Consider the following 22157-nt stretch of genomic DNA (forward strand, 5'->3'; position numbering starts at 1 on the left):
CACTAAATTTCAACAGTTTGAAACTTAGTAAGTTTGAGTCGCTTTAAAGCTTTCAATACCTGCTTTGAATGTTGCTTCGATATCTTTATCCCAAGCACCAGTCTCATCAATCTTTTGCATTAACGCTGCGTGTTCTGAACGGAAGTAAGAAACTAACGCAGCATCAAATGCAACGATTTTCTTAACTTCTACGTCAGCCATGTAGCCTTCGTTAGATGCATAAATTGAAACAGCTTGGTCAGCAATTGAATATGGAGCATATTGTTTTTGCTTCATTAATTCAGTTACACGTTGACCATGTTCTAATTGCTTACGAGTTGCTTCATCAAGATCAGAAGCGAACTGAGCAAACGCTGCTAATTCACGATATTGAGCCAAAGCGGTACGGATACCACCAGACAATTTTTTGATGATCTTAGTTTGCGCAGAACCACCAACACGAGATACAGAGATACCCGCGTTCACAGCAGGACGGATACCTGCGTTGAATAATGATGTTTCTAAGAAGATCTGACCATCAGTAATCGAAATTACGTTCGTTGGTACGAATGCAGATACGTCACCCGCTTGAGTTTCAATAATTGGTAATGCAGTTAATGAACCAGTTTGGCCTTTAACTTCACCATTAGTGAATTTCTCAACGTAGTCAGCAGATACACGAGAAGCACGTTCAAGTAGACGTGAATGTAGATAGAACACGTCACCTGGGTAAGCTTCACGACCTGGTGGACGGCGTAAAAGCAATGAAATTTGACGGTAAGCAACAGCTTGCTTAGACAAGTCATCATAAATGATTAACGCATCTTCACCGCGGTCACGGAAGTATTCGCCCATTGTACAGCCAGAGTATGGAGCAAGATAAAGCATTGCTGCTGGATCCGCTGCCGCTGCTGCTACAACAGTTGTATACGCCATAGCGCCAGTTTCTTCTAGCTTGCGTACAACGTTAGCGATAGTCGATTGTTTTTGACCAATCGCTACGTATACACATTTAATGCCAGAGTTTTTCTGAGCGATGATCGCGTCGATCGCCATTGCTGTTTTACCAGTTTGACGGTCACCAATGATCAACTCACGTTGACCACGGCCTACAGGGATCATTGTATCTACTGATTTATAACCAGTTTGTACAGGTTGATCCACTGATTGACGCCAAATTACGCCTGGTGCTACTTTTTCAACAGCATCAGTTAATTTTGCATCAATAGGGCCTTTACCATCAATTGGGTTACCCAAAGCATCTACTACACGGCCTAAAAGTTCTGGACCAACCGGAACTTCTAATACACGACCTGTGCAACGAGCTTTTTGACCTTCTTGAAGGCTTAAGTAGTTACCTAAAACAACGACGCCCACTGAATCCTGTTCTAGGTTCAGTGCCATACCATAAAGGCCGCCGTCGAATTCGATCATTTCACCGTACATTGCATCAGCAAGGCCGTGAATACGCACAATACCGTCGGAAACCATAACAATGGTTCCTTCGTTCTTAGCGGTTGCGCTGGTGTCCAGATCGCCGATACGCTGTTTAATGAGCGCACTGATCTCGGATGGATTCAGTTGTTGCATTGCGCTATACCTCAATCTTTTTAAAGTTCAGTCTTCGAGCCATTAAGCAAGAAGACGAGTCCGCATTTTTTCAAGCTTGTTAAGCGCAGAATCATCTATCACTTGGTCGCCTGCACGAATAACCACACCAGCAATTAACTCTGGTTTAACTTCTACAGAAACGTTTACTGCTGCTTCGAATTTTTTCTCTAATGCATGTGCAAGTAATTGTTCTTGTACAGAAGTCAATGGGAATGCTGATTCAATCACAACATCCACAGTATTGTTATTCTGTGATTTGAGCTGTTCGTATTCTGCTGCAATTTCAGGAAGAAGAGATAAACGGCCATTTTCGGCAAGCAATGTCAAAAAGTTAGACACTGAAACGTTTTGGTCTTCACCTAAAACTTTAACAATAACACTTACCTGCTCAGCAGGAGTAAGCTCAGGGCGATTTAGATAAGCTGAAAATGCTTCGTCTTGCACCGCAGCACTGAGCAATTCAAGTGCTGTTGACCAAGAGTCAGTCGCACTTTGCTCAGAAGCGTACGCAAATGCTGCTTTAGCGTATGGGCGTGCCAACGTCAAGAGTTCAGCCATAATCCGCCTCTCTTAAAGTTTAGCAGCCAGCTGAGTCAGCATGGCATTGTGAGCTTCTGCGTCAACTTGTTGGCTAAGAATTTTCTCAGCACCAACAACTGCAAGAGCAGCAACTTGTTGACGTAATTCTTCACGAGCAGAATTGATTTCAGTATCAACAGCTTCTTTAGCCTGTTGACGAATACGCTCACCTTCAGCAGATGCTTGAGTACGCGCTTCTTCAATCAATTGCGCACCGCGACGGTTCGCTTGTTCGATCAATTGAGCCGCTTGTGCTTTAGCCGCGTCTAATTCCGCTTTCACTTGAGCTTGCGCATCCGCAAGATCAGCTTTCGCTTTTTCAGCTGCGTTTAAGCCATCAGCGATTTTACGCTGACGCTCACTAATCGCATTGATTAGTGGTGGCCATACAAACTTCATGCAGAATGCGACAAAAATCGCAAAAGCAATCGCTTGGCCAATCAATGTGAGGTTGATATTCATTGCTATTCCTCAATAGTTTAATTTAGGAATTAAGCTGATTAACCTACAAATGGATTAGCGAAGATGAAGAACAAGCCAATACCAACACCGATCATAGGCACAGCATCAAGAAGACCCGCGATTAAGAACATACGAGTTTGAAGTTGTGGAGCCAATTCTGGTTGACGAGCTACAGCTTCAAGGAAACGGCCGCCTAATAGACCAAAACCAATCGCAGTACCTAAAGCACCAAAAGCGATCAAGATAGCAGATGCGATTGCAACTAGACCTAAAGTGAGTTCCATGATAATTCCTCAGAGGTTAGGTTTTATACCAAGTTAAATTAAAGAAAATTATAGGCTTAACCATCTTATGATAGTTAAGCATTACCATTAATGTTTTTCGCTAGCCATACTCAAGTATACGATAGTTAGCATCATGAAAATGAATGCTTGTAGCGTAATAACAAGAATGTGGAAGATCGCCCAAGGCACAGACAGAGCCCATTGGATCCAGAACGGTAATAACGCGATTAAGATGAAGATTAACTCACCTGCATACATGTTACCGAAAAGTCGAAGAGCCAATGAAACTGGACGTGCAAGGAATGTTACTAATTCAAGAATTAAGTTAACTGGAATTAATAACGCTTTTGCAACTGGGTTACTTGGGTTAAATGGGTTAAGTGCCAATTCGCCAACAAAACCACCAATCCCCTTTTCACGGATACTATAGAACAAAATAAGAACAAATACAGACAATGACATACCAAGGGTAATGTTAGGGTCAGTAGATGGAACAATTTTGAAGTAAACGTGGTGAGGATCCATACCAAATACGTGTGCACCAATCAATTGAGCTGTATACGGGATAAAGTCAACTGGTATTAAGTCCATCGCGTTCATGAGGAAAATCCACACGAAGATGGTTAATGCTAATGGAGCAATTAAACGTGATTTGCCATGGAAAGTGTCGCGAACACTTGAGTCAACAAACTCAATGATCATTTCAATTGCAGACTGGAACTTGGTAGGAACACCAGAGTTTGCAGCTTTCGCTACACACCAGAATAACAAACAGAAAATCACACCGAGCGTGATAGACCAACCCATAGAATCCAAGTGAATAGCAGTGAACCCCATCTGTTGAGCTTCATCAGCAGTTTCAGCTAACTTCCAAGAACCATCCGGCATTTTGCCGTAAGTCATGTTCGTTAAGTGATGCTTGATATACTCGGTCGAAGTAAGGGCATGTTCTTCAGCAGCCATAAATCACACCTGGTCAATGTCAAATACTAATATAGAGAAAACGAATATCGCGTGCTGCTTGATATCTCGCTCCACTCCAAAAAAACTTTTCAATTTTTTGTTGCGTTTAAACTCGTTTCTGAAGGCGTGATACACAAAAAGGTGCAACCCACGACATGGCTTGAACGAGCATAAACCCACAAAACAATGCTCCCGCTGACAACGGTTTAACATTGCTCAAAATTAAAATGAATCCAATGATCACTATAGCAAACTTGCCCATCATGCCCCTATACATGTTCAAAAGAACTTGCTTCGTTGCTCGCGCGCCTGCCGTTCGAAACGACTGCCAAGAAAAATAACTACTCGCTAACCAGCAAACTAACGCTCCAAGAGCGGCGCTATAAGCGGCAGTTGTGTCTTTCAAGACCAACGCAATCAAGGCTGAAACAGGAATCATACATGCTTGTATGAGGATTAAAGCTTTCGCTAATCGTCGATCAATCATGCGACTAGTTCGGCTCATATACATTTCCACTTACAGCACTAATGCTTGACAAGTTTATCAGGTGATCGATTTTTATCGGAGGCATTATAGAGTTAGCCCCCTAAACATGCAATCGTTTCCCGACCTAAGTCGAGTTTTTTTGCAACTATGTAACATTATCTTTATGTTTATTTTTGCTTAATAAATAGTTTACTTTCGTGTACTTAATACGCATTTTTGAACTTCTTGAGTCAAATTAGCCCAACCTACAACAAAGTCCCCTTCCCCACTCATACTTTCATCAACCTTTTGAAAGGAGATATCACCTAATTTTTGATATTGATTTTTACTTGCATGACCTTCTGCAAGTAAGCACATTTTTGTCATTGGACGACTGTCATTTAAGTATTTAATTTGAGTTACAGTTGGTGCCATATGCGAATCTGTCGTTAAAGCGCCCGAAAATTTCAAATTCAATGAACGCTCTAAATATTGGTATGCGTCATGAAATGACCAATAAGGCTTTGCCGCAGAAGTAATATTTAACTTGTTTGCAGCCAACAACATATCTTTTGCAAACTTCTGAGCATTTGCCCAATATTCAGCTTTAAATTCTGGTTTTTGCTGTGAACGTAATGCTGCAATAAAGAAACCAATACGAACAGCATTATTGGGATCTAACCAAACATGCGTATCTAAAGTACCTTTAATTGCTTTTCCACGAGCATCACGTTGTGGCAATGTTTGCACAATTCCAGATTCTAGAATTGAAATTGCTGAAGCATTATTTACCAATAATTTATTTAATGGTGCTTCATGCTGGGGGCCAAGCCAAACAACCAATTCAGCTTCCTGAATAGTTTTACGATGTGCAGGCGTTAATGTTACATCATGACCTGACTGATCTTTTAATAATAAAGTTGGCTTTTCCACACCTTCTGTAATTTTTTCAGCAATTAAATAAATTGGATGTGTAGAAACCACGATCGCTTGAGACCAACTCAAACTACTCATCACAGTAAATATACAAAATGCAAAAAAACGAGACATGGAAAAATCGCTTAAAATTTTTGAGGATGTTATAGTATAACAAATTAATAAAAATATATATCCTGAATCGAAACTCCACTCACTTCATGTTAAAATTCAACGTATATTTTTTACTCTAAATCCATGAGGTTGCTATGGGCTCATGTTCTCATGAACATCACGATGCTTTACACGGCGTACACGGTCATCACAATGTTGATCAACGCCTAGCAGATGCCGAAAGTCTTTGTGCATCGACAGGTGCACGCCTCACTCCATTGCGTAAAGAAGTTTTAGAACTCATTCTTTCTGCTTCAGGACCTGTTGGTGCGTATGACCTTTTAGCAAAATTAAAAGGCGGTTCAGAGCGACCTGCAGCCCCTCCTACCGTTTATCGGACTTTAGATTTTTTATTAGAAAAAGGGCTTATTCATCGCCTCACTTCTATTAATGCTTATATTCCTTGTTGCCATCCTCGTGAAGGACATCAAGCAGCATTTTTAATTTGTACAGAATGTAAATCTGTTACTGAAGCATCTGCCCAAGGATTACTACAACAACTTGCAACTTTATCTGCTGCAGACAACTTCACAGCCCATCACAGCATTATTGAAATTTCTGGAGTTTGTCAGCAGTGTCGCAACAAGCAATAACTGGAACTCCTGTCATTGAGCTAAAGAATATTTTTGTTCATATAGATGATAAAGAAATTTTAAAAAATGTTGATTTCACTTTGCATGATCGTGAAATTGTCACGCTTATTGGCCCAAACGGTGCAGGAAAATCAACATTAATTAAAGTTTTGCTTGGAATTGTGAAACCAAAATCAGGCAGCATTCACACAAATGCTCATCTTAAATTTTCTTATGTGCCACAAAAGTTCAACCCGTCTCATAGTTTACCTTTACGTGTAAAAGACTTATTAAATTTAGAAGTTTGCTCACCAGAAATTAAAGCGCAAATTATTCAAGATACAGGTATTGCTAAACTAGAGAATGCAAAAGTTCAGCAACTTTCAGGTGGTGAACGTCAACGTGTTTTATTAGCACGCGCTTTGCTCAGACAACCGAATGTTTTAGTGCTTGATGAACCTATGCAAGGGTTAGATATTCAGTCTGAAGCCGAACTTTATGATTATGTTCGTAGCCTTCCTAAAAAATATGGTTGCTCAATTTTAATTGTTTCACACGATTTACAATGGGTGATGCAGGGTACACAACGCGTTGTTTGTTTAAATAAGCATATTTGTTGTAGCGGTCTGCCTGAAAACATTCAGCAAGATCCTGCATACCAAGCCATTTTCGGCACAAATCGCGTTTTCTATCAACATCATCACAATCATTGTGCTCATGGTGATACAGCAACAACTTGCGAACATGATTCACGCCCACACATTCACCCAGAACCGGAAGCTTAAGCCATGATGGAATGGTTACAACTACTATTACCTGCATGGACAATGGGAACATTACTTGTGTTTCTAACTGCACCACTAGGATGTTTGATGTTGTGGCGTCGTATGTCATTTTTTGCTGACACGATGGCGCATGGAACACTACTTGGCGTTGCTGTCGCAGGTATTTTAAGTTTGCCTTTATGGGTTGGTGTAACTTTTTTAGCATTATTATTAGTTGCTGTTTTATGGGTTCTACACGATCCTAGACTTCCAAATGATGCACTTCTTGCACTTTGTTCAGCAACACTCTTATGCTCTGGTTTACTGCTCATTCAGTATTTACCTACGCTACGTCCCGAACTTTTAAGCTATTTATTTGGCGATCTTTTACAAATTTCTTGGGCAGATTTACCTGTATTTGCAACTGTTATTGCAATTGCGCTTGCTATTCTTTACAAGTACTGGACAGCACAAATTCAAATTGCGATTGATCCAGACATTGCAATAAGTGAAGGTGTGAATGCAAATTGGCAACGCCTAATTTTCATGTTATTACTTGCATTATTTACAGTATTGGCTTTACGTGCTGTTGGTTCTTTACTTATGGGTGCTTTGTTAGTTATTCCTGCTTTAACCGCTCGCCTACTTGCACATTCACCCAAACAAATGGTTATTTGGGCATTTGTAATCGCACAAATTGGCGTAAGTGTTGGCTTATGGTCAAGTGCAGGTCTAGACATCTCTACAGGACTAAGCATTGTTTTAACGATGTCTATTCTGTTTGCCACAATATTTTTCATTCAAAAAGTTAAAAAAATCGTTTAATTCATACATAAATGAATAAATAGAAAGCCATCTTTAAAGATGGCTGTTTTTATTTTGAGCTTTGATTTTTGAAAAAGTGTAAATAAAAAGAGACTCCTTAGCTTGGGGGAGCTAAAGAGTCTTAAAATGCAAAACTTGTGGAGTTTTTTCTTATTTTGTTTTTATATTGTGAAATATATCACATTTTTAAAAAGAGTCAAACACTTTCTGTTCTTTTTTTAATCAAATTTTCATTTCTTCAAAATTTATTCAAATCACTCTACTGATGCACAAAACTAAGTAAACTTGCAGCACATGCAAAGAGCACAGCAAATGTACGATTCATCATTTTTTGCTGTTTCGCAGATTTCAACATTCTTAATACTTTCGCAGCTAAGCCTGTATAACCCGCCATTACAATCAAATCTATACTAATCATTGTTATTGCCATAATTGTATATTGAGGCCACTGAGGCTTTGCCAAATCTAAAAATTGAGGCAACACAGCTAGTAAAAACACAATCGCTTTCGGATTACTCATATTGACTAAAAAACCATAGAGCACAAGCTGAGTCCGAGATTTATTTGGCAAATCATTTTTAATATCTATAGATTGCGCAGGTGCATTCCACTGCAAATAAGCCAAATATAATAAATAAGCCACACCAAACCATTTCACAACTAAAAATGCCCAAGGACTTGTGGTAAATAAAACCCCAACCCCTGCTGCAACAATTGCAATTTGTACTACCAATGCCAATTGCAACCCTAGAACATTCCAGTATCCGTGTCGAAAACCATAGTTGAGCCCACTCGACATAGATGCAATAGCACCCGCTCCTGGAGAAATACTAATCACCCAACATGCAAGCATGAAGGCAATCCACATTTGATAGGACATGATTGAACCGCATAAAATAAAATCGACGTATTATAAAACTATTCCACTTTTCATAGCTTTAAAATTCAATAGTGAATTATTTGTTTTATACTATTCACAGCTTTTACCATCAGGCACAATAAGCAAAGTCTGCAAAAAAGATAAATTTTCAGGAGCCATGAATGACCGCCCAATCTGTAATTTTGCCATTACCATCAGATCATGCTCGATTTATTGTTTTACGTTTAAAAGATTTAAGCATTGAAGAACTTAAAGAAAAATTTGAAGATTTAATATCAACACGTGATCGCCTTATTAGCCAACATCCACAAGCAGATATTAAGACCGCAATTGCATTTGGACCTGAACTTTGGGACAAACTTTATTCAAAACGCCCTGAAGGTTTCAATCAACTTGCACCCATTCACGGTTCATTTGAAATGCCAGTTGTTCCTGCCGATGTGATTATTCATATTGCAGCTCAACGCGCAGATTTATGTTTTGCACTTAGTCAATCATTCTTTGATGGCATTCAAGACAAAGTTGAAGTTTTAGATGAGCGCGTTTGCTTCCGCCAATTTGATGGTCGAGATTTAACAGGTTTTATTGATGGCACCGAAAACCCCCAATTTCCAGATGATCGCGCTGAAACAGCCCTTTTACCTGAAGATGCAGATGAATTTGCGGATGGATCTTTCATTTTTGCACAGCGCTACGCACACAATTTGGAAAAATGGAAAAAACTAAAAGTTGATGTGCAAGAGCAAGTGATCGGTCGTACTAAATTAGAAAGTATTGAACTAGATGATGATGTTCAACCGAATAACTCTCACGTTTCTCGTACCGTTGTAGAAGATGATGAAGGTGAAGAAATGGCTATTCTTCGTCACTCACTTCCTTATGGTGATGGTAAAGGTGACCAAGGTCTATTTTTTATTGCATATACCAACAATTTATCAATTATAGATTCAATGCTTTTACGCATGTTTGGTACAAGTGGCGATGGTATTCATGATCGTCTACTTCACTTTGTAACACCAAAAGATGGTGCATATTACTTTGCGCCAAGCGAAGCATTACTCGAAACAATTTTAGAAAGTTGATTTTCTAAATAAAAGGGAGTAATTGCTCCCTTTTATTTAGAATGCTAATTAATAAGTAACGCGTTTATAATCTCGATACTCTGGTTTCCAGAAATTATTTTCAATTTCTTTATTTAATAAATCATCACTTATAATAGGAGCGACACCTGTTTCCATTGCTGCTTTTGCAACTTTAAATGCAATGATTTTTGAAACTTTTTGAATCTCATTTAAATCAGGTAATAAATCTGCATCAATATTTTGCAATTTTGGAGAACAGTCTGCCAAAGCATTACTTGATGCCATTAGCATGCTTTCAGTTACACGCGTTGCACCAACAGCTAATACACCCAAACCTATACCTGGGAAAATATAAGAGTTATTGCATTGAGAAATATTAAATGTTTTACCCTCATATTCTACAGGTTCAAATGGGCTACCCGTTGCAATAAGCGCTCGACCTTCCGTCCATTTAATAATATCTGCTGGCACAGCTTCAACTCGCGAAGTTGGGTTAGATAAAGGCAAAATAATTGGACGTTCGCAATGCTGAGCAAGCGTTCTAATAACTTCTTCTGTAAATAAACCCGGCTGACCAGATACACCAATTAATACAGATGGCTTGGCATTTTTAACAACATCTAATAATGTGATGATGTCACCTTCAGATGCCCACGCAGAAACATCGTCATGGTTTTGTGCCAATTTGCTTTGAAAGTCGAGTAAATCTGGTTGCTTATGTGTGACTAAACCAAAGCGATCAACCATTAATACACGTTTACGTGCTTGCTCATCCGTTAAACCCTCTGCAACCATTTGCGAAACAATTTGTTCCGCAATACCACAACCCGCTGAGCCAGCACCCAAGAAAGTAACAACCTGATCTTTTAATTGCTTACCTGCTGCACGTGAAGCAGCTATTAAACTACCTACTGAAACTGCTGCCGTACCTTGAATATCATCATTAAAGCAACACACTTTATCTCTGTATTTGTTCAATAAAGGCATTGCATTTACTTGTGCAAAATCTTCAAACTGAATTAACACTTTTGGCCAACGACGTTGAATCGCAGCGATAATTTTATCAACAAAGTTATAGTATTCTTCACCTCGAATACGCGGGTGCTTTAACCCCATATAAATAGGATCGCTTAACAATTCTTCGTTATTTGTACCTACATCAATGGTGATTGGTAATGTGTATGCAGGGCTAATACCGCCACATGCTGTATATAGCGATAATTTACCAATTGGAATACCCATACCACCAATACCTTGGTCACCTAGACCAAGAATACGTTCACCATCCGTAATTACGATAACTTTCACATTTTTTTTATTCACATTATGTAAAATTTCATCAATTTGATCACGGTCTGAATATGAGATAAACACACCACGATGACGGCGATAAATATCAGAAAAACGCTGACATGCTTCACCTACAGTTGGTGTATAAATAATTGGTAACATTTCACTTAAGCGATTTTCAACTAAGTGATAGAACAGTGTTTCGTTGGTATCTTGAATATTACGTAAATAGATATGTTTATTAATGGCTTCATCAAAAGCACTATATTGCTGATATGAACGCTGACTTTGCTCTTCGATTGTTTCAACTACACGCGGAATTAATCCATTTAAATTAAAAGTTGTACGCTCTTCGTCGCTAAATGCTGACCCTTTGTTTAAAAGAGGCAATTCTAAAAGGGTGTTACCTGCGTAAGGAATATATAAAGGTTTTTTAACTTTGCTTAAGTCTGATGTCATTTCCGATCTCATTGTGCGGGTCACCGGATGAAATAAAATGGGAAAATTTATTCCATCTCTATTTTCTTGCTATAGCTTAGCGTCATTTCATCAAAAAATGTCATTTAGTTAATTGATAGTAATTTTAAGATGATTTAGCCAATAAATAAAAATGGCATTTTTTATAATTTTTATCTAAAAAATTGCTTATTTTGATGAATAAAGGGTAATTTTATTATTATTTTTATAAAAAACTTAAATTTTGTGAATTAGTACGATTTCTTATAAATCTGAAAATGATTCCATTTTACGAAATTTGTCATTTCTTAAAGAAATACCAAGTAGCATATTTGACTTTTATTTAAGCAAATTACTTTGGAGGCATAATCTGTCTCATATCAACAAAAATACTTGCCAAACATCTCACCCAAGGCAATAAGACCAATACCACAGGAAATGCGACAACCCAAGACAACATCCAATTTTCAAACCAAAATGCAAGAAAGCCGTCGTACCAACCCACATTTCGTAGCATATTAATAAAGGAAATAATTCCACTCATTAAGCATGATAGAAAAAACGGGATAACAACAGCTGCCCATTTCACTGAAAGCTTTGGAACATTGCCAAATATCATTGGAAGTTTTCTAGACACTTCAATTCCATTTTTATTTATTAAATTTGGCTTAGAATATGCCACAAACCAATTACTTATTCTTATTTATTCACTAAAAATTCATTAAATATTAAAAAAATCATCGAACAATATTCATTCAGTACAATTGCGTTTACCTAAAGACCTCGAAATTTGCTATATTTAGCGTTTTTCTGCGACATCTTTTTCGACTGATTATGAATACGGCAATACAAGCAGCGCTCGATCATGCAGTGCAATCCCTTCAAGCTGAAGGTGTACTCCCATCTGACTGGAACAATACAAGCATTTTGACTCGCACTAAAGACCGAAGTCATGGCGATTTCGCATCTAATATTGCGATGATTGGTTCTAAAGCTGCTGGTATGAAACCACGTGATTTAGCCGAAAAAATTCTTGCGAATCTTCCTGAAGTTGCAGACATTAGCAAAGCAGAAATTGCAGGTCCTGGTTTTATCAATTTCTTCTTAAATGCAGACCAGCGCTTTGTTGTTTTAGATCAAATTCAAGCACAAAAAAATCTATTTGGTCGTACTCAAGCAAATGCTGAAAAACGCATTCAAGTTGAATTTGTTTCTGCAAATCCGACATCAAGCCTACACGTAGGTCATGGTCGTGGTGCTGCATACGGTATGACTGTTGCAAACTTGCTTGAAGCCACTGGCGCTAAAGTTGACCGCGAATACTATGTAAATGATGCTGGCCGTCAAATGGACATCCTTGCAACATCTACATACCTTCGTTATTTAGAGCTTACAGGTCAAGAACTTGCATTCCCTAAAAATGCATACCAAGGCGACTATGTTAAAGAAATCGCACAAAGCATTATTGATAAAGATGGTGATGCACACGTACGCCCTGTTGCAGACGTATATAAAGATGTTCCTGAAGATGTTCAATTTGCTGCTGAGCTAGATGCTGATGGCAACAAAGTTGTACTTTCAGGTGACAAAGAAAAGCACATTGATGGTTTAATTTTTAACGCTCAAACACTCATTGGTGAAGGCTACCGCGTTTTCCATCAAGCAGCTTTAACTGCCATTTTAGATGACATTAAAGATGACCTTGGTGAATTTGGCGTAACATTCAATAACTGGTTCAGTGAAGCAACTTTAACTGAAAAAATTGAAGAAGCACTTCAAACTTTAGACCAACGTGGCTTCTTATACGAAAAAGATGGCAACATTTGGTTTAAATCGACTGAATTTGGCGATGAAAAAGACCGTGTTGTAAAACGTCGTAATGGTCAAACAACTTACTTCGCATCTGACATTGCATATCACTTGAACAAACTTCAACGTGGCTACACAGATATTATTGATATTTGGGGTTCAGATCACCACGGTTATATCGCACGTGTAAAAGCAGCAATTGATGCTTTAGGTTATGACTCTAAAAAGTTAACTGTTCTTTTAGTTCAGTTCGTAAGCTTGTGGCGTGGCGGTGAGATGGTTCAAATGTCATCTCGTTCTGGTCAATACGTAACTTTGCGCGACCTTCGTAAAGAAGTGGGTATTGATGCTGCACGTTTCTACTATGTAATGCGTAAGTCTGAACAACACATTGATTTTGACTTAGATCTTGCAGTTTCGCAAAGCAAAGATAATGCTGTGTATTACATTCAATATGCACATGCACGTATCTGCCGTATGTTAGAAAAAGCTGCTTCAACAGGCATTACTTTCTCTACTGAAAATGCGCGTCAATTCGCTGCAAAACTTGAGCTTGATGCAGAAACTGAAGTACTTGCTAAACTTGCTGCATACCCAGAAATTTTAACTCGTGCTGCGAACAGCTATGAACCTCATCAAGTTGGTAACTACTTAAAAGAACTTGCTGCATTGTTCCACGGTTGGTACAACGAAAATAAAGTTTTAGGTGATGATGCTGAACTTACTCAAGCACGTTTATTGTTATCTGCAAACGTTCAACAAGTACTTAAGAATGGTTTAGAACTTCTTGGCGTATCTGCTCCTGAGAGCATGTAAGCAAAGCATTGCTTTGCATGCTCGCAAGACGAGAGCTTTGCTCGAAGTGAGTAGTAAACATTGCATGTTAGACATTGTTGATATGCAATGAAGCAAAACCAAAAGCTTTGAAGCAATTCAAGAAAGATCATGTTTTTTAGCATGATCTTTCTATTCACAAAAAGGAGATTACAGGAAACACCTTTTCTTGTAATATCAACAACTAAGTAAGATACTAAAAGCAATAAGTTCTCTGTCTTACTAAGTATCATCTTATGGTCATATCGTAACGAATAATAATGAGGTTCCCTCGTGTTTGGAAAAACTCAACGCGGCGTATCAGAAAGACCGAATAAACCTAAAAAGCCACTTATTCCTGCTTGGCTAGGAACACTTGTGATTATTTTAATTGTGCTTTCTTTTGCTGTAGCACTTTTATTATGGAAACCTTGGGAGCCTGTTAAACCCAAAGACCAAATCACTTCCCAACAAAATAAAGAAGAAACCAACAAAGATTACCGTTTTTACGATTTATTGCCTCAACAACAAGTTACACCTATTCCTGAACAAGCCGTTCCTGAAACCAAAGATAAAAGCCCTGTAGTCATTATTGAAGCACCTGCAAATAATCAACCTGCTTCAGAAGCAACAGGATTAAGCGCACAACCAGTTGCGCCAAAAGCAAACTACATATTACAAGTTCGTAGTTATAGCGACCCTGATGCAGCAGATGCTCGACGCGCTGAAATTATTTTGAATGGCTTATCTGCCGATGTGATGAAAACAACAGAAGGTGGTCAAGTTTGGTACCGCGTTATTTCAGGTCCTTATGATTCGCAAGAAGCAGCTCTTATTGCTCAGCAAACCTTACAACATAGTGGTATCGACTCAATTGTTGTAAAACGCTAATTAAATTTATAAAAAAAGATGCTTAAAGCATCTTTTTTTATTTTCAAAATTCTTATGATTTAGATAAATTTTGTTCTCGAATTTTTACCCGATTAAATGCAACTCTTTGCTTAACTCGCTCTAAATAAGTAGAAATATTTGGATAATCACCGCCCATTCGGTCTTGTATTGCCATCAATGGAAATGACATTTGAATATCAGCAAAAGAAAAATCTCCTGCAAAATAATTATTCTTTGCCAAATAATCTTCCAAAAATAAAATATGCTCTTTCATTCGAGGATGAATAAAACCAGCCTTAATGCCTCCTGTAATTTTTTTAGCAACAGGCTTAATTAACCAAGGCACATGCTTAGGTACATTTGTAAGTACTAAAGTCATCACTAAATAAGGCATAAGAGAACCTTCGGCATAATGCATCCAATATTTGGTGGTGTTTCAAAAAGTATGCTAGTTAATTCTGTCAATAGAGAAATTGAAAATAAGTAAATTAAATTCACTATATTTTTAATGCTTTATGAGATATCAATTGTGGTTAAAATATAATCAGCATACTTTTTGAAACACCACCGAAATATCTTCTTTTAGTTTTATACAAGTTGCGTATTAATTTTCAAACTGCGTAATAGTGTTTTAGTCACTGGTGTTTTTGAGCAAATATCCAAAACCTTTTTCTGCAATTCTTCACTCAATGAATCTACAAAATGTAAACGTCGCTCAATCCACTCTTCACCTTCCTTATTGGCTTTAAAGTCAGCTTCAACAGTGAACTCACCCAACGCTATACCTTTATGTTGAGCGTACATTCTCAAGGTAATCATTGTGCAAGAAATTAATCCTGCACAAATAAAATCGTAAGGTGCTAAACCTTGATCTTGCCCACCAAAGGATTCAGGCTTATCTGTAATAAGTTGATGTTTACCACTATTCACCTGACCCGACCAAGGCTCCTTTAAAGTTAAAACTTTTGCATTTGCAATAACTGCCATGTTGAAGCTCCTTCTTTTATTTTGATGCTCTCATTTTATCTGGGAATGTAGGTGCTTCTAATCTTGGGCCTTCATAGCTTGGAATTGTACCAAAACGTGCATCGTGATTATTCCATTGCTCGAGTGCTTGTTTCAATTCTTCTTGAGTACGCCCAACAAAGTTCCACCACAATAAAATTGGCGATTCAAATGGTTCTCCGCCCAACAATAAAACACGTGAATCTTCATGAATTTGAACGTCAATTTCTGTAACACCTGGTTCTAAAACTAAAAGGTTGTCATTGTTTAGCTCATGCCCATTAATTGTTGCCGTGCCTTCCAATGCCATAAATCCATATTCAAATTTAGGATTCAATTTTAAACGTGTTGTTGCAGGCGCTTTTGCAGCTAAATCTACACCTAAAAGTTCTGTATGCACTTCAACTGGAGACTTTGTATTTAAAAACTCACCAACTAAAATTGTAAATTCCACACCATCTTTTTCTACCACAGGTAGCTCAGGATAATGATCAAAACGCGGTGCCATATTTATTTTGTCATCTGGCAATGCAATCCAAAGCTGTGCTGCGTGCATTTTAGTTTCTGTATCTGGTGCAACTTCTGTATGAGAAATACCGTGACCCGCTGTCATTAAATTTACTTGTTTCGGTTTAATTAATAACTCAGAACCCACGCTATCTTGATGAATCATCGTACCTTCAATCATCCACGTAAAAGTCTGCAAACCAATATGCGGATGCGGACCTACATCTAGACCTTCACCTTCTGGAAAAGTTACAGGCCCAGCATGATCTAGAAAACACCATGCACCAATCATTCTTTTATGACGGCTAGGTAACGCACGTTTAATAATTGTGCCACGACCAATTTCTGCACTACGTAATGGAATGTCTTGGATAAATTGATTAATAAACTTTTCACATTCATCTGACTTTGACAGTTCTGTATAATTTGTATTTGTCATAAATTTATCCTTAACATGAGTGGCTATCTTTTTAGATAAAATGGCTACATAGAATAATGAGATATTAGCCTTTATTTTGATATACGCCCATCCCTATATTGGTATGCAGAATATTACTTATAGGACAATGCTACATTCAACAATGTGAATATTTAATAAATAGAAAATTCAATTAACTTATAAACTTATATTTAAATAAGTAACTCACTTGAGAACCCTCTACCAGTTAACTTTCTACACATAAAACTTACAAAAGCTTACATTTCATTGTTTTGATATCAAATTTACTCATTTCAAAATACGATCATTTGCAAGTAATATACCCGCATATAATGAGTATTTTTTAATCGTTTTTTTGCATATTCATGCAGTTTATAATTTTTGGGGTTAATAAGTGATTTATCAAGAATATGAACAAGAGTCTCGCTTATTGGTGCAAAAAGCATTAAAAACCATGTTGGCACGCATTCCCAAGCAATATGATGATGAATATTTAGAATACCAAAAAGATTTAAAACTCAAATATTTACTTCAGATCAATTTAATTGCTCAAGCTGCGTACGCTTTCTATAGCATTGCAGATTGGTATGTTATAGCTGATGTTGGAATGTTAGCAATCACCACTAAGCTTTTGTATACAGCTATTATCTCTGTAATTACACTTTATTTATTTAAATATAATAGAAAAGTTGAACTTTTTGATTTAATTTTACCGTGTTCCATAATTGGTGCATCTGCTCTTTGGTTTTACTTAGTTAACCTTTCTGCAAGCCCCAATGTAACTATTTATATTTATTCCTCTTTAGTCTTTATCGTATTGGCAAACTTATCTATTCAAGTCCGCTTTACGCCAGCTCTTATTGTTTCACTTATTATTACAATAGTCGGTTTAATCGGTGTATATCATGCAATTGATGGTGCTATTGAGCAGTTCATTTTATATTTATTAAGCTACATGCCAATTTTAGGGTTTAGTTTAGTCATGAGTTGGGGGTCCACTTATAAATCTCGTAGCATTTTTTTGCATCATAAATTAGATAGCTTTAACCGCCAAACACTGGAATTTATGGCACATACGGATATGCTCACTGGTATAAATAATCGTAGGTACTTTGAACGCAGAGCAAAAACAACAATTAGTGATCATGCAAACAATGACAAACCAATTTCGCTCTTAATGCTAGATATTGACCACTTTAAATCTATTAATGATACCTATGGTCATGATGTTGGCGATGCAGTTTTAAAAAAAATATCAGATATTTGTAAAACTGTTTTACGCAACAATGACTTATTTGCAAGATACGGTGGTGAGGAATTCATCGCACTATTACCAAATACGCCACAAAAAAATGCTCAATTCATTGCAGAGAGATTACGTCAAAAAATTGAACAAGCCTCGGTTATTGTTCAGGGTTATGGTCCTATTTATTTTACAGCATCTATTGGCGTGACCTTAATTGATTACGATAATTACACTTTTAATGATGCTATCAAACAAGCTGATACTGCTTTATATGCAGCAAAGTCAGCAGGTCGAAATTTAGTGAAACAAGCAACTCAATTGCAAAGTTAATATTTTGGTGGTGTTTCAAAAAGTATGCTGAAAAAAAACAGGTTGGCTTTTGATAAAATAGTGAGATGCAAATAACACTAGAAATCAAATGTCCAACCTGTCGAAGTGACAGTATAAAGAAAAATGGCTTCAAACTAAATGGTAAGCAAAACTATCAATGTAAAAACTGCAAGCGTCAGTTTATTGGGGATCATGCTCTTAGTTACCGAGGTTGTCATTCTGGTATAACAAATAAAATACTCCACCTGATGGTTAGAGGGGGTGGTATAAGAGATATTGCAGAAACTGAGCGTGTCAGCATAGGTAAGGTTTTACGAACATTAAGTAAATCCACTTATAAAATTCGCCCTAAGCAAAATTATTATGAATCTATTGAGGTTGATGAGTTTTGGACTTTTGTAGGAAATAAAAAGAATAAACAATGGCTTATTTACGCATACCATAGAGAAACAGGTGAAATTGTTGCTTATGTTTGGGGTAAACGAGATCTGGCGACAGTCCAACGATTGAAGGCAAAGTTAAAGCAATTAGGTGTTCACTCCACCCGAATTTCAAGTGATCACTGGGATAGTTTTGTGACTGCCTTTAAAAACTGTAAGCAAAGTATTGGTAAGTTTTTTACTGTAGGTATTGAAGGAAATAATTGTAAAATAAGGCATCGAATTAGACGTAGTTTTAGGAAAAGTTGTAATTTTTCGAAAAAGCTTGAAAACCATTTTAAAGCCTTCGACTTAACCTTCTTTTATATCAATAATGGCTTCATTTAATTTCAGCATACTTTTGGAAACACCACCCTATTTTTAATAACCAAGTCATATTTAGAAGCCGTTGAGCTAGATAATTTCTTTTCTTCAATAAGCCATTGATAAAAACCCATATCTAACTCTAACTATCAAATAAATTTAATATACATAAAAAAGGACGCCTAAGCGTCCTTTTTTAATAATTTTCTTCAGTTGGCGCAGGCATAGCCTTTGCCGTAATTTAGGCAAGAAATGTTGTTTCTTGAAAGCCCTAAATTACTCCCATTCAATTGTTGCAGGTGGTTTAGACGATACGTCATAAACAACACGAGAAACTTCAGCAATTTCATTCATAATACGCGTAGAAATCTTATCTACTAAGTCGTATGGAAGATGAGCAAAACGAGCCGTCATGAAGTCAACAGTTTCAACTGCACGTAATGCAATTACCCATGCATAACGACGACCATCACCTACTACACCAACAGATTTAACGGGTTGGAATACAGCAAATGCTTGAGCAGTTTTGTCATACCAACCACTAGCACGTAATTCTTGCATGAAAATATCATCTGCTAAACGAAGAATATCAGCATATTCTTTTTTCACTTCACCAAGAATACGAACACCTAAACCCGGACCTGGGAATGGGTGACGATAAAGCATTTCGAATGGTAAGCCTAAAGTTGTACCTAAACGGCGAACTTCATCTTTGAACAAATCACGGATTGGCTCAACCAATTCAAACGCTAAATCTTCTGGTAAACCACCCACGTTATGGTGTGATTTAATTACATGCGCTTTACCATTTTTAGTCGCAGCAGATTCGATTACGTCTGGATAAATCGTACCTTGAGCAAGGAAGTTTACGCCATCAAGCTTACGTGCTTCTTCAGCAAATACTTCAATGAACTCACGACCAATGATTTTACGTTTTTTCTCAGGATCAACTTCACCTGCAAGTGCAGATAAGAAACGATCTTCAGCATCGGCACGAATTACACGAATACCCATGTTTTTCGCAAACATATCCATTACTTGCTCACCTTCGTTCAAACGAAGTAAGCCGTTATCTACGAATACGCAAGTCAATTGATCGCCAATTGCACGGTGAAGCAATGCAGCCACAACAGATGAATCTACACCACCTGAAAGACCTAATAATACTTTTTGATCACCAATTTGCGCGCGAAGTTGTTCAACACGTAAATCGATAATATTTTCTGAGTTCCACAAGTTACGGCAACCACAAATACCGTGAACAAAGTTAGAAAGTAATTCAGCACCTTTTGCAGTATGTGTTACTTCTGGATGGAACTGGATACCATAAAAACGACGAGCTTCGTCAGATACCATTGCAAATGGGCAGCTTGGCGTACTTGCAGTAACTTGGAATCCTTCTGGAATTGCAGTTACTTTGTCACCGTGGCTCATCCACACTTTTAATTGATTTGCAGTATCTTCAAGATCGCCAATCAATTTATCACGTACTTGGATGTCGACTTCTGCATAACCAAATTCATGTACATCACCTGGCTCTACTTTACCGCCAAGCTGTTGTGACATGGTTTGTAAACCATAGCAGATACCAAGTACAGGCACGCCTAAGTTGAATACAACTTCAGGGGCACGTGGACTACCAGCTTCATAAACACTTTCTGGACCACCTGAAAGAATGATCCCGTTTGGGTTAAATGCACGAATGTCTTCTTCAGACATATCATATGCGTACATTTCTGAATAAACACCAGCTTCACGTACACGACGTGCAATAAGCTGGCTATATTGAGAACCGAAATCCAAGATAAGGATACGATCTTCAGTAATTTGGGTATTGGTAGTCATGGCAAACAACTATGCAGGCAACGAATATAAGCGCGGTATTCTAACATTTTTAAAGCAACTACGCACACTATTCGGACAAGCTAAATAAAAAGGTATTTTTCAAAACAATCTGCTGAAAAATACCTGCTCAATATGAAAAGTTAAGGTGCAATTTTTTCGAGTAAAACAACTTCAATATCAGTTGGTTTATAACGATGCGTATCAACCTCACCAACTACTTTTACTTTATCACCCACTTTAATTGGCGTTGCTCTAGAAATATCATCATCAATCTCTAATAAAATTGTGCCTGTTGCATCTTTAAGTTCAAATTTTTCTGCATCAATTTGCTTAACCAAAGTACCTGTTAAAGTCACAGCAGTTTCATCTGCTAATTTTATAGCTTGAGCTACTTGAACATGATTATTAACAGCTTCTTGAATAATCACATGATCATCTTTACCTGCCCATGCACTCAAAGATGTTGCTAAAGAACCTGCTATTACAGCCAATAACGCAATTTTTTTCATATAATTTACTCACGTTTAAAAATTAATCATATTATTTAAACAAATTAAGCATCTTCAGTACGCTGACTTATTGTAACTAGACAAAAAAAGGCCTTACCTTGTAAAGCCTTTTAAATCAATTTTTTTATTATTTTTCAATTAAATGGTCGATACTCAATTTACCTGCGCCATGTAACATCACAAAGAACAAACCACCAGCGATAGATAAATTTTTCATTAAATTAATTGCGTCTTCTGCGCCACCATGAAAAATAAAAGCAGTGATTAAACTAAATACAGCTAAACCAAATGCTGCAAAGCGAGTTTGAAAGCCAAGTAACAGCGCCAAACCACCACCTAATTCAACCAAAATGGTTAATGGTAATAATGCCGATGGAACACCCATTGCTTCCATATAACCTGCTGTTGTTTCGTAACCTGAAATTTTTCCATAGCCAGCAACAATAAAAATATACGCGACTAAAACACGAGCAAGAGTAGAAACAATCGTATTTACTTGATCTTGATTAACAATATTTTTTACAACAACATTTGGATTCAACATTTTCAAACCTATTTTTAGATTAATTCGGAAGATGTGCCCATTTTATGCATCACGAAATGTAGAATAAATATACAAAATAATACCCATCGTTTTATATATAGAACAAAAAGGTCGGAAATATTTATCTTTTTAATGCTGACTTTAAATACGTTGACTGCTAGGATTTGTGTACAT

General features: G+C 37.4%; 23 protein-coding genes and 1 pseudogene. 8 read left to right on the forward strand and 16 right to left on the reverse strand.

The window, feature by feature from the left end; translation table 11 throughout:
* Positions 1-24: 24 nt before the first annotated feature.
* The 7 genes from atpA to MZO21_RS11995 form a co-directional block, all read right to left on the reverse strand.
* A complete protein-coding gene (atpA, locus tag MZO21_RS11965; RefSeq protein ID WP_248103066.1) occupies positions 25-1569 on the reverse strand; it encodes a F0F1 ATP synthase subunit alpha in 1545 nt (514 codons plus the stop codon).
* A 42-nt stretch (positions 1570-1611) separates the two neighbouring features.
* Complete coding sequence (locus tag MZO21_RS11970; protein WP_154773167.1) at positions 1612-2148, reverse strand: F0F1 ATP synthase subunit delta; 537 nt, start codon at positions 2146-2148, stop codon at positions 1612-1614.
* Between the two features lie 12 nt (positions 2149-2160).
* Positions 2161-2631, reverse strand: coding sequence for a F0F1 ATP synthase subunit B (locus tag MZO21_RS11975; RefSeq protein WP_154773168.1), 471 nt, complete (start codon positions 2629-2631; stop codon positions 2161-2163).
* A gap of 38 nt (positions 2632-2669) precedes the next feature.
* Positions 2670-2915, reverse strand: a complete 246-nt coding sequence (gene atpE / locus MZO21_RS11980) for a F0F1 ATP synthase subunit C (protein ID WP_000424060.1) — start codon at positions 2913-2915, stop codon at positions 2670-2672.
* 87 nt (positions 2916-3002) lie between these two features.
* On the reverse strand, positions 3003-3878 hold the full coding sequence (atpB, locus tag MZO21_RS11985; protein ID WP_154773169.1) for a F0F1 ATP synthase subunit A: 876 nt from the start codon (positions 3876-3878) through the stop codon (positions 3003-3005).
* A gap of 106 nt (positions 3879-3984) precedes the next feature.
* Entirely contained in the window at positions 3985-4383 is a 399-nt protein-coding gene (locus MZO21_RS11990; protein WP_154773170.1) for an ATP synthase subunit I, read from the reverse strand.
* A gap of 171 nt (positions 4384-4554) precedes the next feature.
* Positions 4555-5394: a metal ABC transporter solute-binding protein, Zn/Mn family gene (locus MZO21_RS11995; protein WP_248103063.1), complete on the reverse strand. Its 840-nt coding sequence runs from the start codon at positions 5392-5394 to the stop codon at positions 4555-4557.
* Between the two features lie 134 nt (positions 5395-5528).
* On the opposite strand from MZO21_RS11995, the gene MZO21_RS12000 reads away from it, so the two are divergent.
* Genes MZO21_RS12000 through znuB form a run of 3 tightly spaced genes read left to right on the forward strand, consistent with a single transcriptional unit; the run spans position 5529 to position 7594 of the window.
* Positions 5529-6026 (forward strand): transcriptional repressor, encoded by a 498-nt coding sequence (locus MZO21_RS12000; protein ID WP_154773172.1) that lies wholly within the window; start codon positions 5529-5531, stop codon positions 6024-6026.
* On the forward strand, positions 6008-6790 hold the full coding sequence (gene znuC / locus MZO21_RS12005; RefSeq protein ID WP_248103060.1) for a metal ABC transporter ATP-binding protein: 783 nt from the start codon (positions 6008-6010) through the stop codon (positions 6788-6790). Before MZO21_RS12000 ends, znuC begins: the two co-directional genes overlap by 19 nt.
* Before the next feature lie 3 nt (positions 6791-6793).
* On the forward strand, positions 6794-7594 hold the full coding sequence (gene znuB / locus MZO21_RS12010; protein WP_248103057.1) for a metal ABC transporter permease: 801 nt from the start codon (positions 6794-6796) through the stop codon (positions 7592-7594).
* A 259-nt stretch (positions 7595-7853) separates the two neighbouring features.
* Here the strand turns inward: znuB and MZO21_RS12015 are convergent, their stop codons facing one another.
* Positions 7854-8474 (reverse strand): LysE family transporter, encoded by a 621-nt coding sequence (locus MZO21_RS12015; RefSeq protein ID WP_248103054.1) that lies wholly within the window; start codon positions 8472-8474, stop codon positions 7854-7856.
* A 161-nt stretch (positions 8475-8635) separates the two neighbouring features.
* Between MZO21_RS12015 and MZO21_RS12020 the strand changes: the two genes are divergently transcribed.
* Positions 8636-9556, forward strand: a complete 921-nt coding sequence (locus MZO21_RS12020) for a Dyp-type peroxidase (protein ID WP_154773176.1) — start codon at positions 8636-8638, stop codon at positions 9554-9556.
* A gap of 48 nt (positions 9557-9604) precedes the next feature.
* Here the strand turns inward: MZO21_RS12020 and MZO21_RS12025 are convergent, their stop codons facing one another.
* Positions 9605-11305, reverse strand: a complete 1701-nt coding sequence (locus MZO21_RS12025) for an NAD-dependent malic enzyme (protein WP_248103051.1) — start codon at positions 11303-11305, stop codon at positions 9605-9607.
* 349 nt (positions 11306-11654) lie between these two features.
* The gene (locus MZO21_RS12030; protein ID WP_248103095.1) at positions 11655-11921 is read right to left on the reverse strand and encodes a DUF2798 domain-containing protein; all 267 of its coding nucleotides are present in this window, start codon (positions 11919-11921) and stop codon (positions 11655-11657) included.
* Between the two features lie 215 nt (positions 11922-12136).
* On the opposite strand from MZO21_RS12030, the gene argS reads away from it, so the two are divergent.
* Entirely contained in the window at positions 12137-13927 is a 1791-nt protein-coding gene (gene argS, locus MZO21_RS12035; protein WP_154773178.1) for an arginine--tRNA ligase, read from the forward strand.
* 291 nt (positions 13928-14218) lie between these two features.
* Positions 14219-14815: an SPOR domain-containing protein gene (locus MZO21_RS12040; RefSeq protein WP_171501311.1), complete on the forward strand. Its 597-nt coding sequence runs from the start codon at positions 14219-14221 to the stop codon at positions 14813-14815.
* 52 nt (positions 14816-14867) lie between these two features.
* Here MZO21_RS12040 and MZO21_RS12045 read toward each other — a convergent pair.
* From MZO21_RS12045 to MZO21_RS12055, 3 genes and pseudogenes are all read right to left on the reverse strand, one after another.
* Positions 14868-15239: pseudogene (locus tag MZO21_RS12045) on the reverse strand (glutathione S-transferase); the annotation flags it as partial.
* A gap of 164 nt (positions 15240-15403) precedes the next feature.
* On the reverse strand, positions 15404-15802 hold the full coding sequence (locus tag MZO21_RS12050; protein WP_154773180.1) for an OsmC family protein: 399 nt from the start codon (positions 15800-15802) through the stop codon (positions 15404-15406).
* Between the two features lie 16 nt (positions 15803-15818).
* On the reverse strand, positions 15819-16766 hold the full coding sequence (locus MZO21_RS12055) for a pirin family protein (protein ID WP_154773181.1): 948 nt from the start codon (positions 16764-16766) through the stop codon (positions 15819-15821).
* Positions 16767-17160: 394 nt separating this feature from the next.
* On the opposite strand from MZO21_RS12055, the gene MZO21_RS12060 reads away from it, so the two are divergent.
* The gene (locus MZO21_RS12060; protein WP_154773182.1) at positions 17161-18342 is read left to right on the forward strand and encodes a diguanylate cyclase; all 1182 of its coding nucleotides are present in this window, start codon (positions 17161-17163) and stop codon (positions 18340-18342) included.
* Between the two features lie 65 nt (positions 18343-18407).
* Positions 18408-19109 carry an IS1 family transposase gene (locus tag MZO21_RS12065; protein ID WP_248129641.1) on the forward strand — a complete coding sequence of 234 codons (702 nt, stop codon included), beginning with the start codon at positions 18408-18410 and terminating at the stop codon, positions 19107-19109.
* Between the two features lie 252 nt (positions 19110-19361).
* On the opposite strand, the gene guaA is transcribed toward MZO21_RS12065, so the two are convergent.
* The 3 genes from guaA to MZO21_RS12080 form a co-directional block, all read right to left on the reverse strand.
* A complete protein-coding gene (gene guaA / locus MZO21_RS12070) occupies positions 19362-20930 on the reverse strand; it encodes a glutamine-hydrolyzing GMP synthase (protein ID WP_154773183.1) in 1569 nt (522 codons plus the stop codon).
* Positions 20931-21070: 140 nt separating this feature from the next.
* Complete coding sequence (locus MZO21_RS12075) at positions 21071-21439, reverse strand: NirD/YgiW/YdeI family stress tolerance protein (protein ID WP_154773184.1); 369 nt, start codon at positions 21437-21439, stop codon at positions 21071-21073.
* Between the two features lie 127 nt (positions 21440-21566).
* Positions 21567-21983 (reverse strand): DoxX family protein, encoded by a 417-nt coding sequence (locus MZO21_RS12080; protein ID WP_248102606.1) that lies wholly within the window; start codon positions 21981-21983, stop codon positions 21567-21569.
* Positions 21984-22157: the final 174 nt, after the last annotated feature.

The organism is Acinetobacter portensis (assembly GCF_023158935.1).
GTDB lineage: Bacteria > Pseudomonadota > Gammaproteobacteria > Pseudomonadales > Moraxellaceae > Acinetobacter > Acinetobacter faecalis.

Bases quoted from the DNA above. Each gene is read 5' to 3' on its own strand.
- atpA (WP_248103066.1), bottom strand. From the start codon at position 1,569: ATGCAACAACTGAATCCATCCGAGATCAGTGCGCTCATTAAACAGCGT.
- MZO21_RS11970 (WP_154773167.1), bottom strand. From the start codon at position 2,148: ATGGCTGAACTCTTGACGTTGGCACGCCCATACGCTAAAGCAGCATTT.
- MZO21_RS11975 (WP_154773168.1), bottom strand. From the start codon at position 2,631: ATGAATATCAACCTCACATTGATTGGCCAAGCGATTGCTTTTGCGATT.
- atpE (WP_000424060.1), bottom strand. From the start codon at position 2,915: ATGGAACTCACTTTAGGTCTAGTTGCAATCGCATCTGCTATCTTGATC.
- atpB (WP_154773169.1), bottom strand. From the start codon at position 3,878: ATGGCTGCTGAAGAACATGCCCTTACTTCGACCGAGTATATCAAGCAT.
- MZO21_RS11990 (WP_154773170.1), bottom strand. From the start codon at position 4,383: ATGAGCCGAACTAGTCGCATGATTGATCGACGATTAGCGAAAGCTTTA.
- MZO21_RS11995 (WP_248103063.1), bottom strand. From the start codon at position 5,394: ATGTCTCGTTTTTTTGCATTTTGTATATTTACTGTGATGAGTAGTTTG.
- MZO21_RS12000 (WP_154773172.1), top strand. From the start codon at position 5,529: ATGGGCTCATGTTCTCATGAACATCACGATGCTTTACACGGCGTACAC.
- znuB (WP_248103057.1), top strand. From the start codon at position 6,794: ATGATGGAATGGTTACAACTACTATTACCTGCATGGACAATGGGAACA.
- MZO21_RS12015 (WP_248103054.1), bottom strand. From the start codon at position 8,474: ATGTCCTATCAAATGTGGATTGCCTTCATGCTTGCATGTTGGGTGATT.
- MZO21_RS12020 (WP_154773176.1), top strand. From the start codon at position 8,636: ATGACCGCCCAATCTGTAATTTTGCCATTACCATCAGATCATGCTCGA.
- MZO21_RS12025 (WP_248103051.1), bottom strand. From the start codon at position 11,305: ATGACATCAGACTTAAGCAAAGTTAAAAAACCTTTATATATTCCTTAC.
- MZO21_RS12030 (WP_248103095.1), bottom strand. From the start codon at position 11,921: ATGATATTTGGCAATGTTCCAAAGCTTTCAGTGAAATGGGCAGCTGTT.
- argS (WP_154773178.1), top strand. From the start codon at position 12,137: ATGAATACGGCAATACAAGCAGCGCTCGATCATGCAGTGCAATCCCTT.
- MZO21_RS12050 (WP_154773180.1), bottom strand. From the start codon at position 15,802: ATGGCAGTTATTGCAAATGCAAAAGTTTTAACTTTAAAGGAGCCTTGG.
- MZO21_RS12055 (WP_154773181.1), bottom strand. From the start codon at position 16,766: ATGACAAATACAAATTATACAGAACTGTCAAAGTCAGATGAATGTGAA.
- MZO21_RS12065 (WP_248129641.1), top strand. From the start codon at position 18,408: ATGCAAATAACACTAGAAATCAAATGTCCAACCTGTCGAAGTGACAGT.
- guaA (WP_154773183.1), bottom strand. From the start codon at position 20,930: ATGACTACCAATACCCAAATTACTGAAGATCGTATCCTTATCTTGGAT.
- MZO21_RS12075 (WP_154773184.1), bottom strand. From the start codon at position 21,439: ATGAAAAAAATTGCGTTATTGGCTGTAATAGCAGGTTCTTTAGCAACA.
- MZO21_RS12080 (WP_248102606.1), bottom strand. From the start codon at position 21,983: ATGTTGAATCCAAATGTTGTTGTAAAAAATATTGTTAATCAAGATCAA.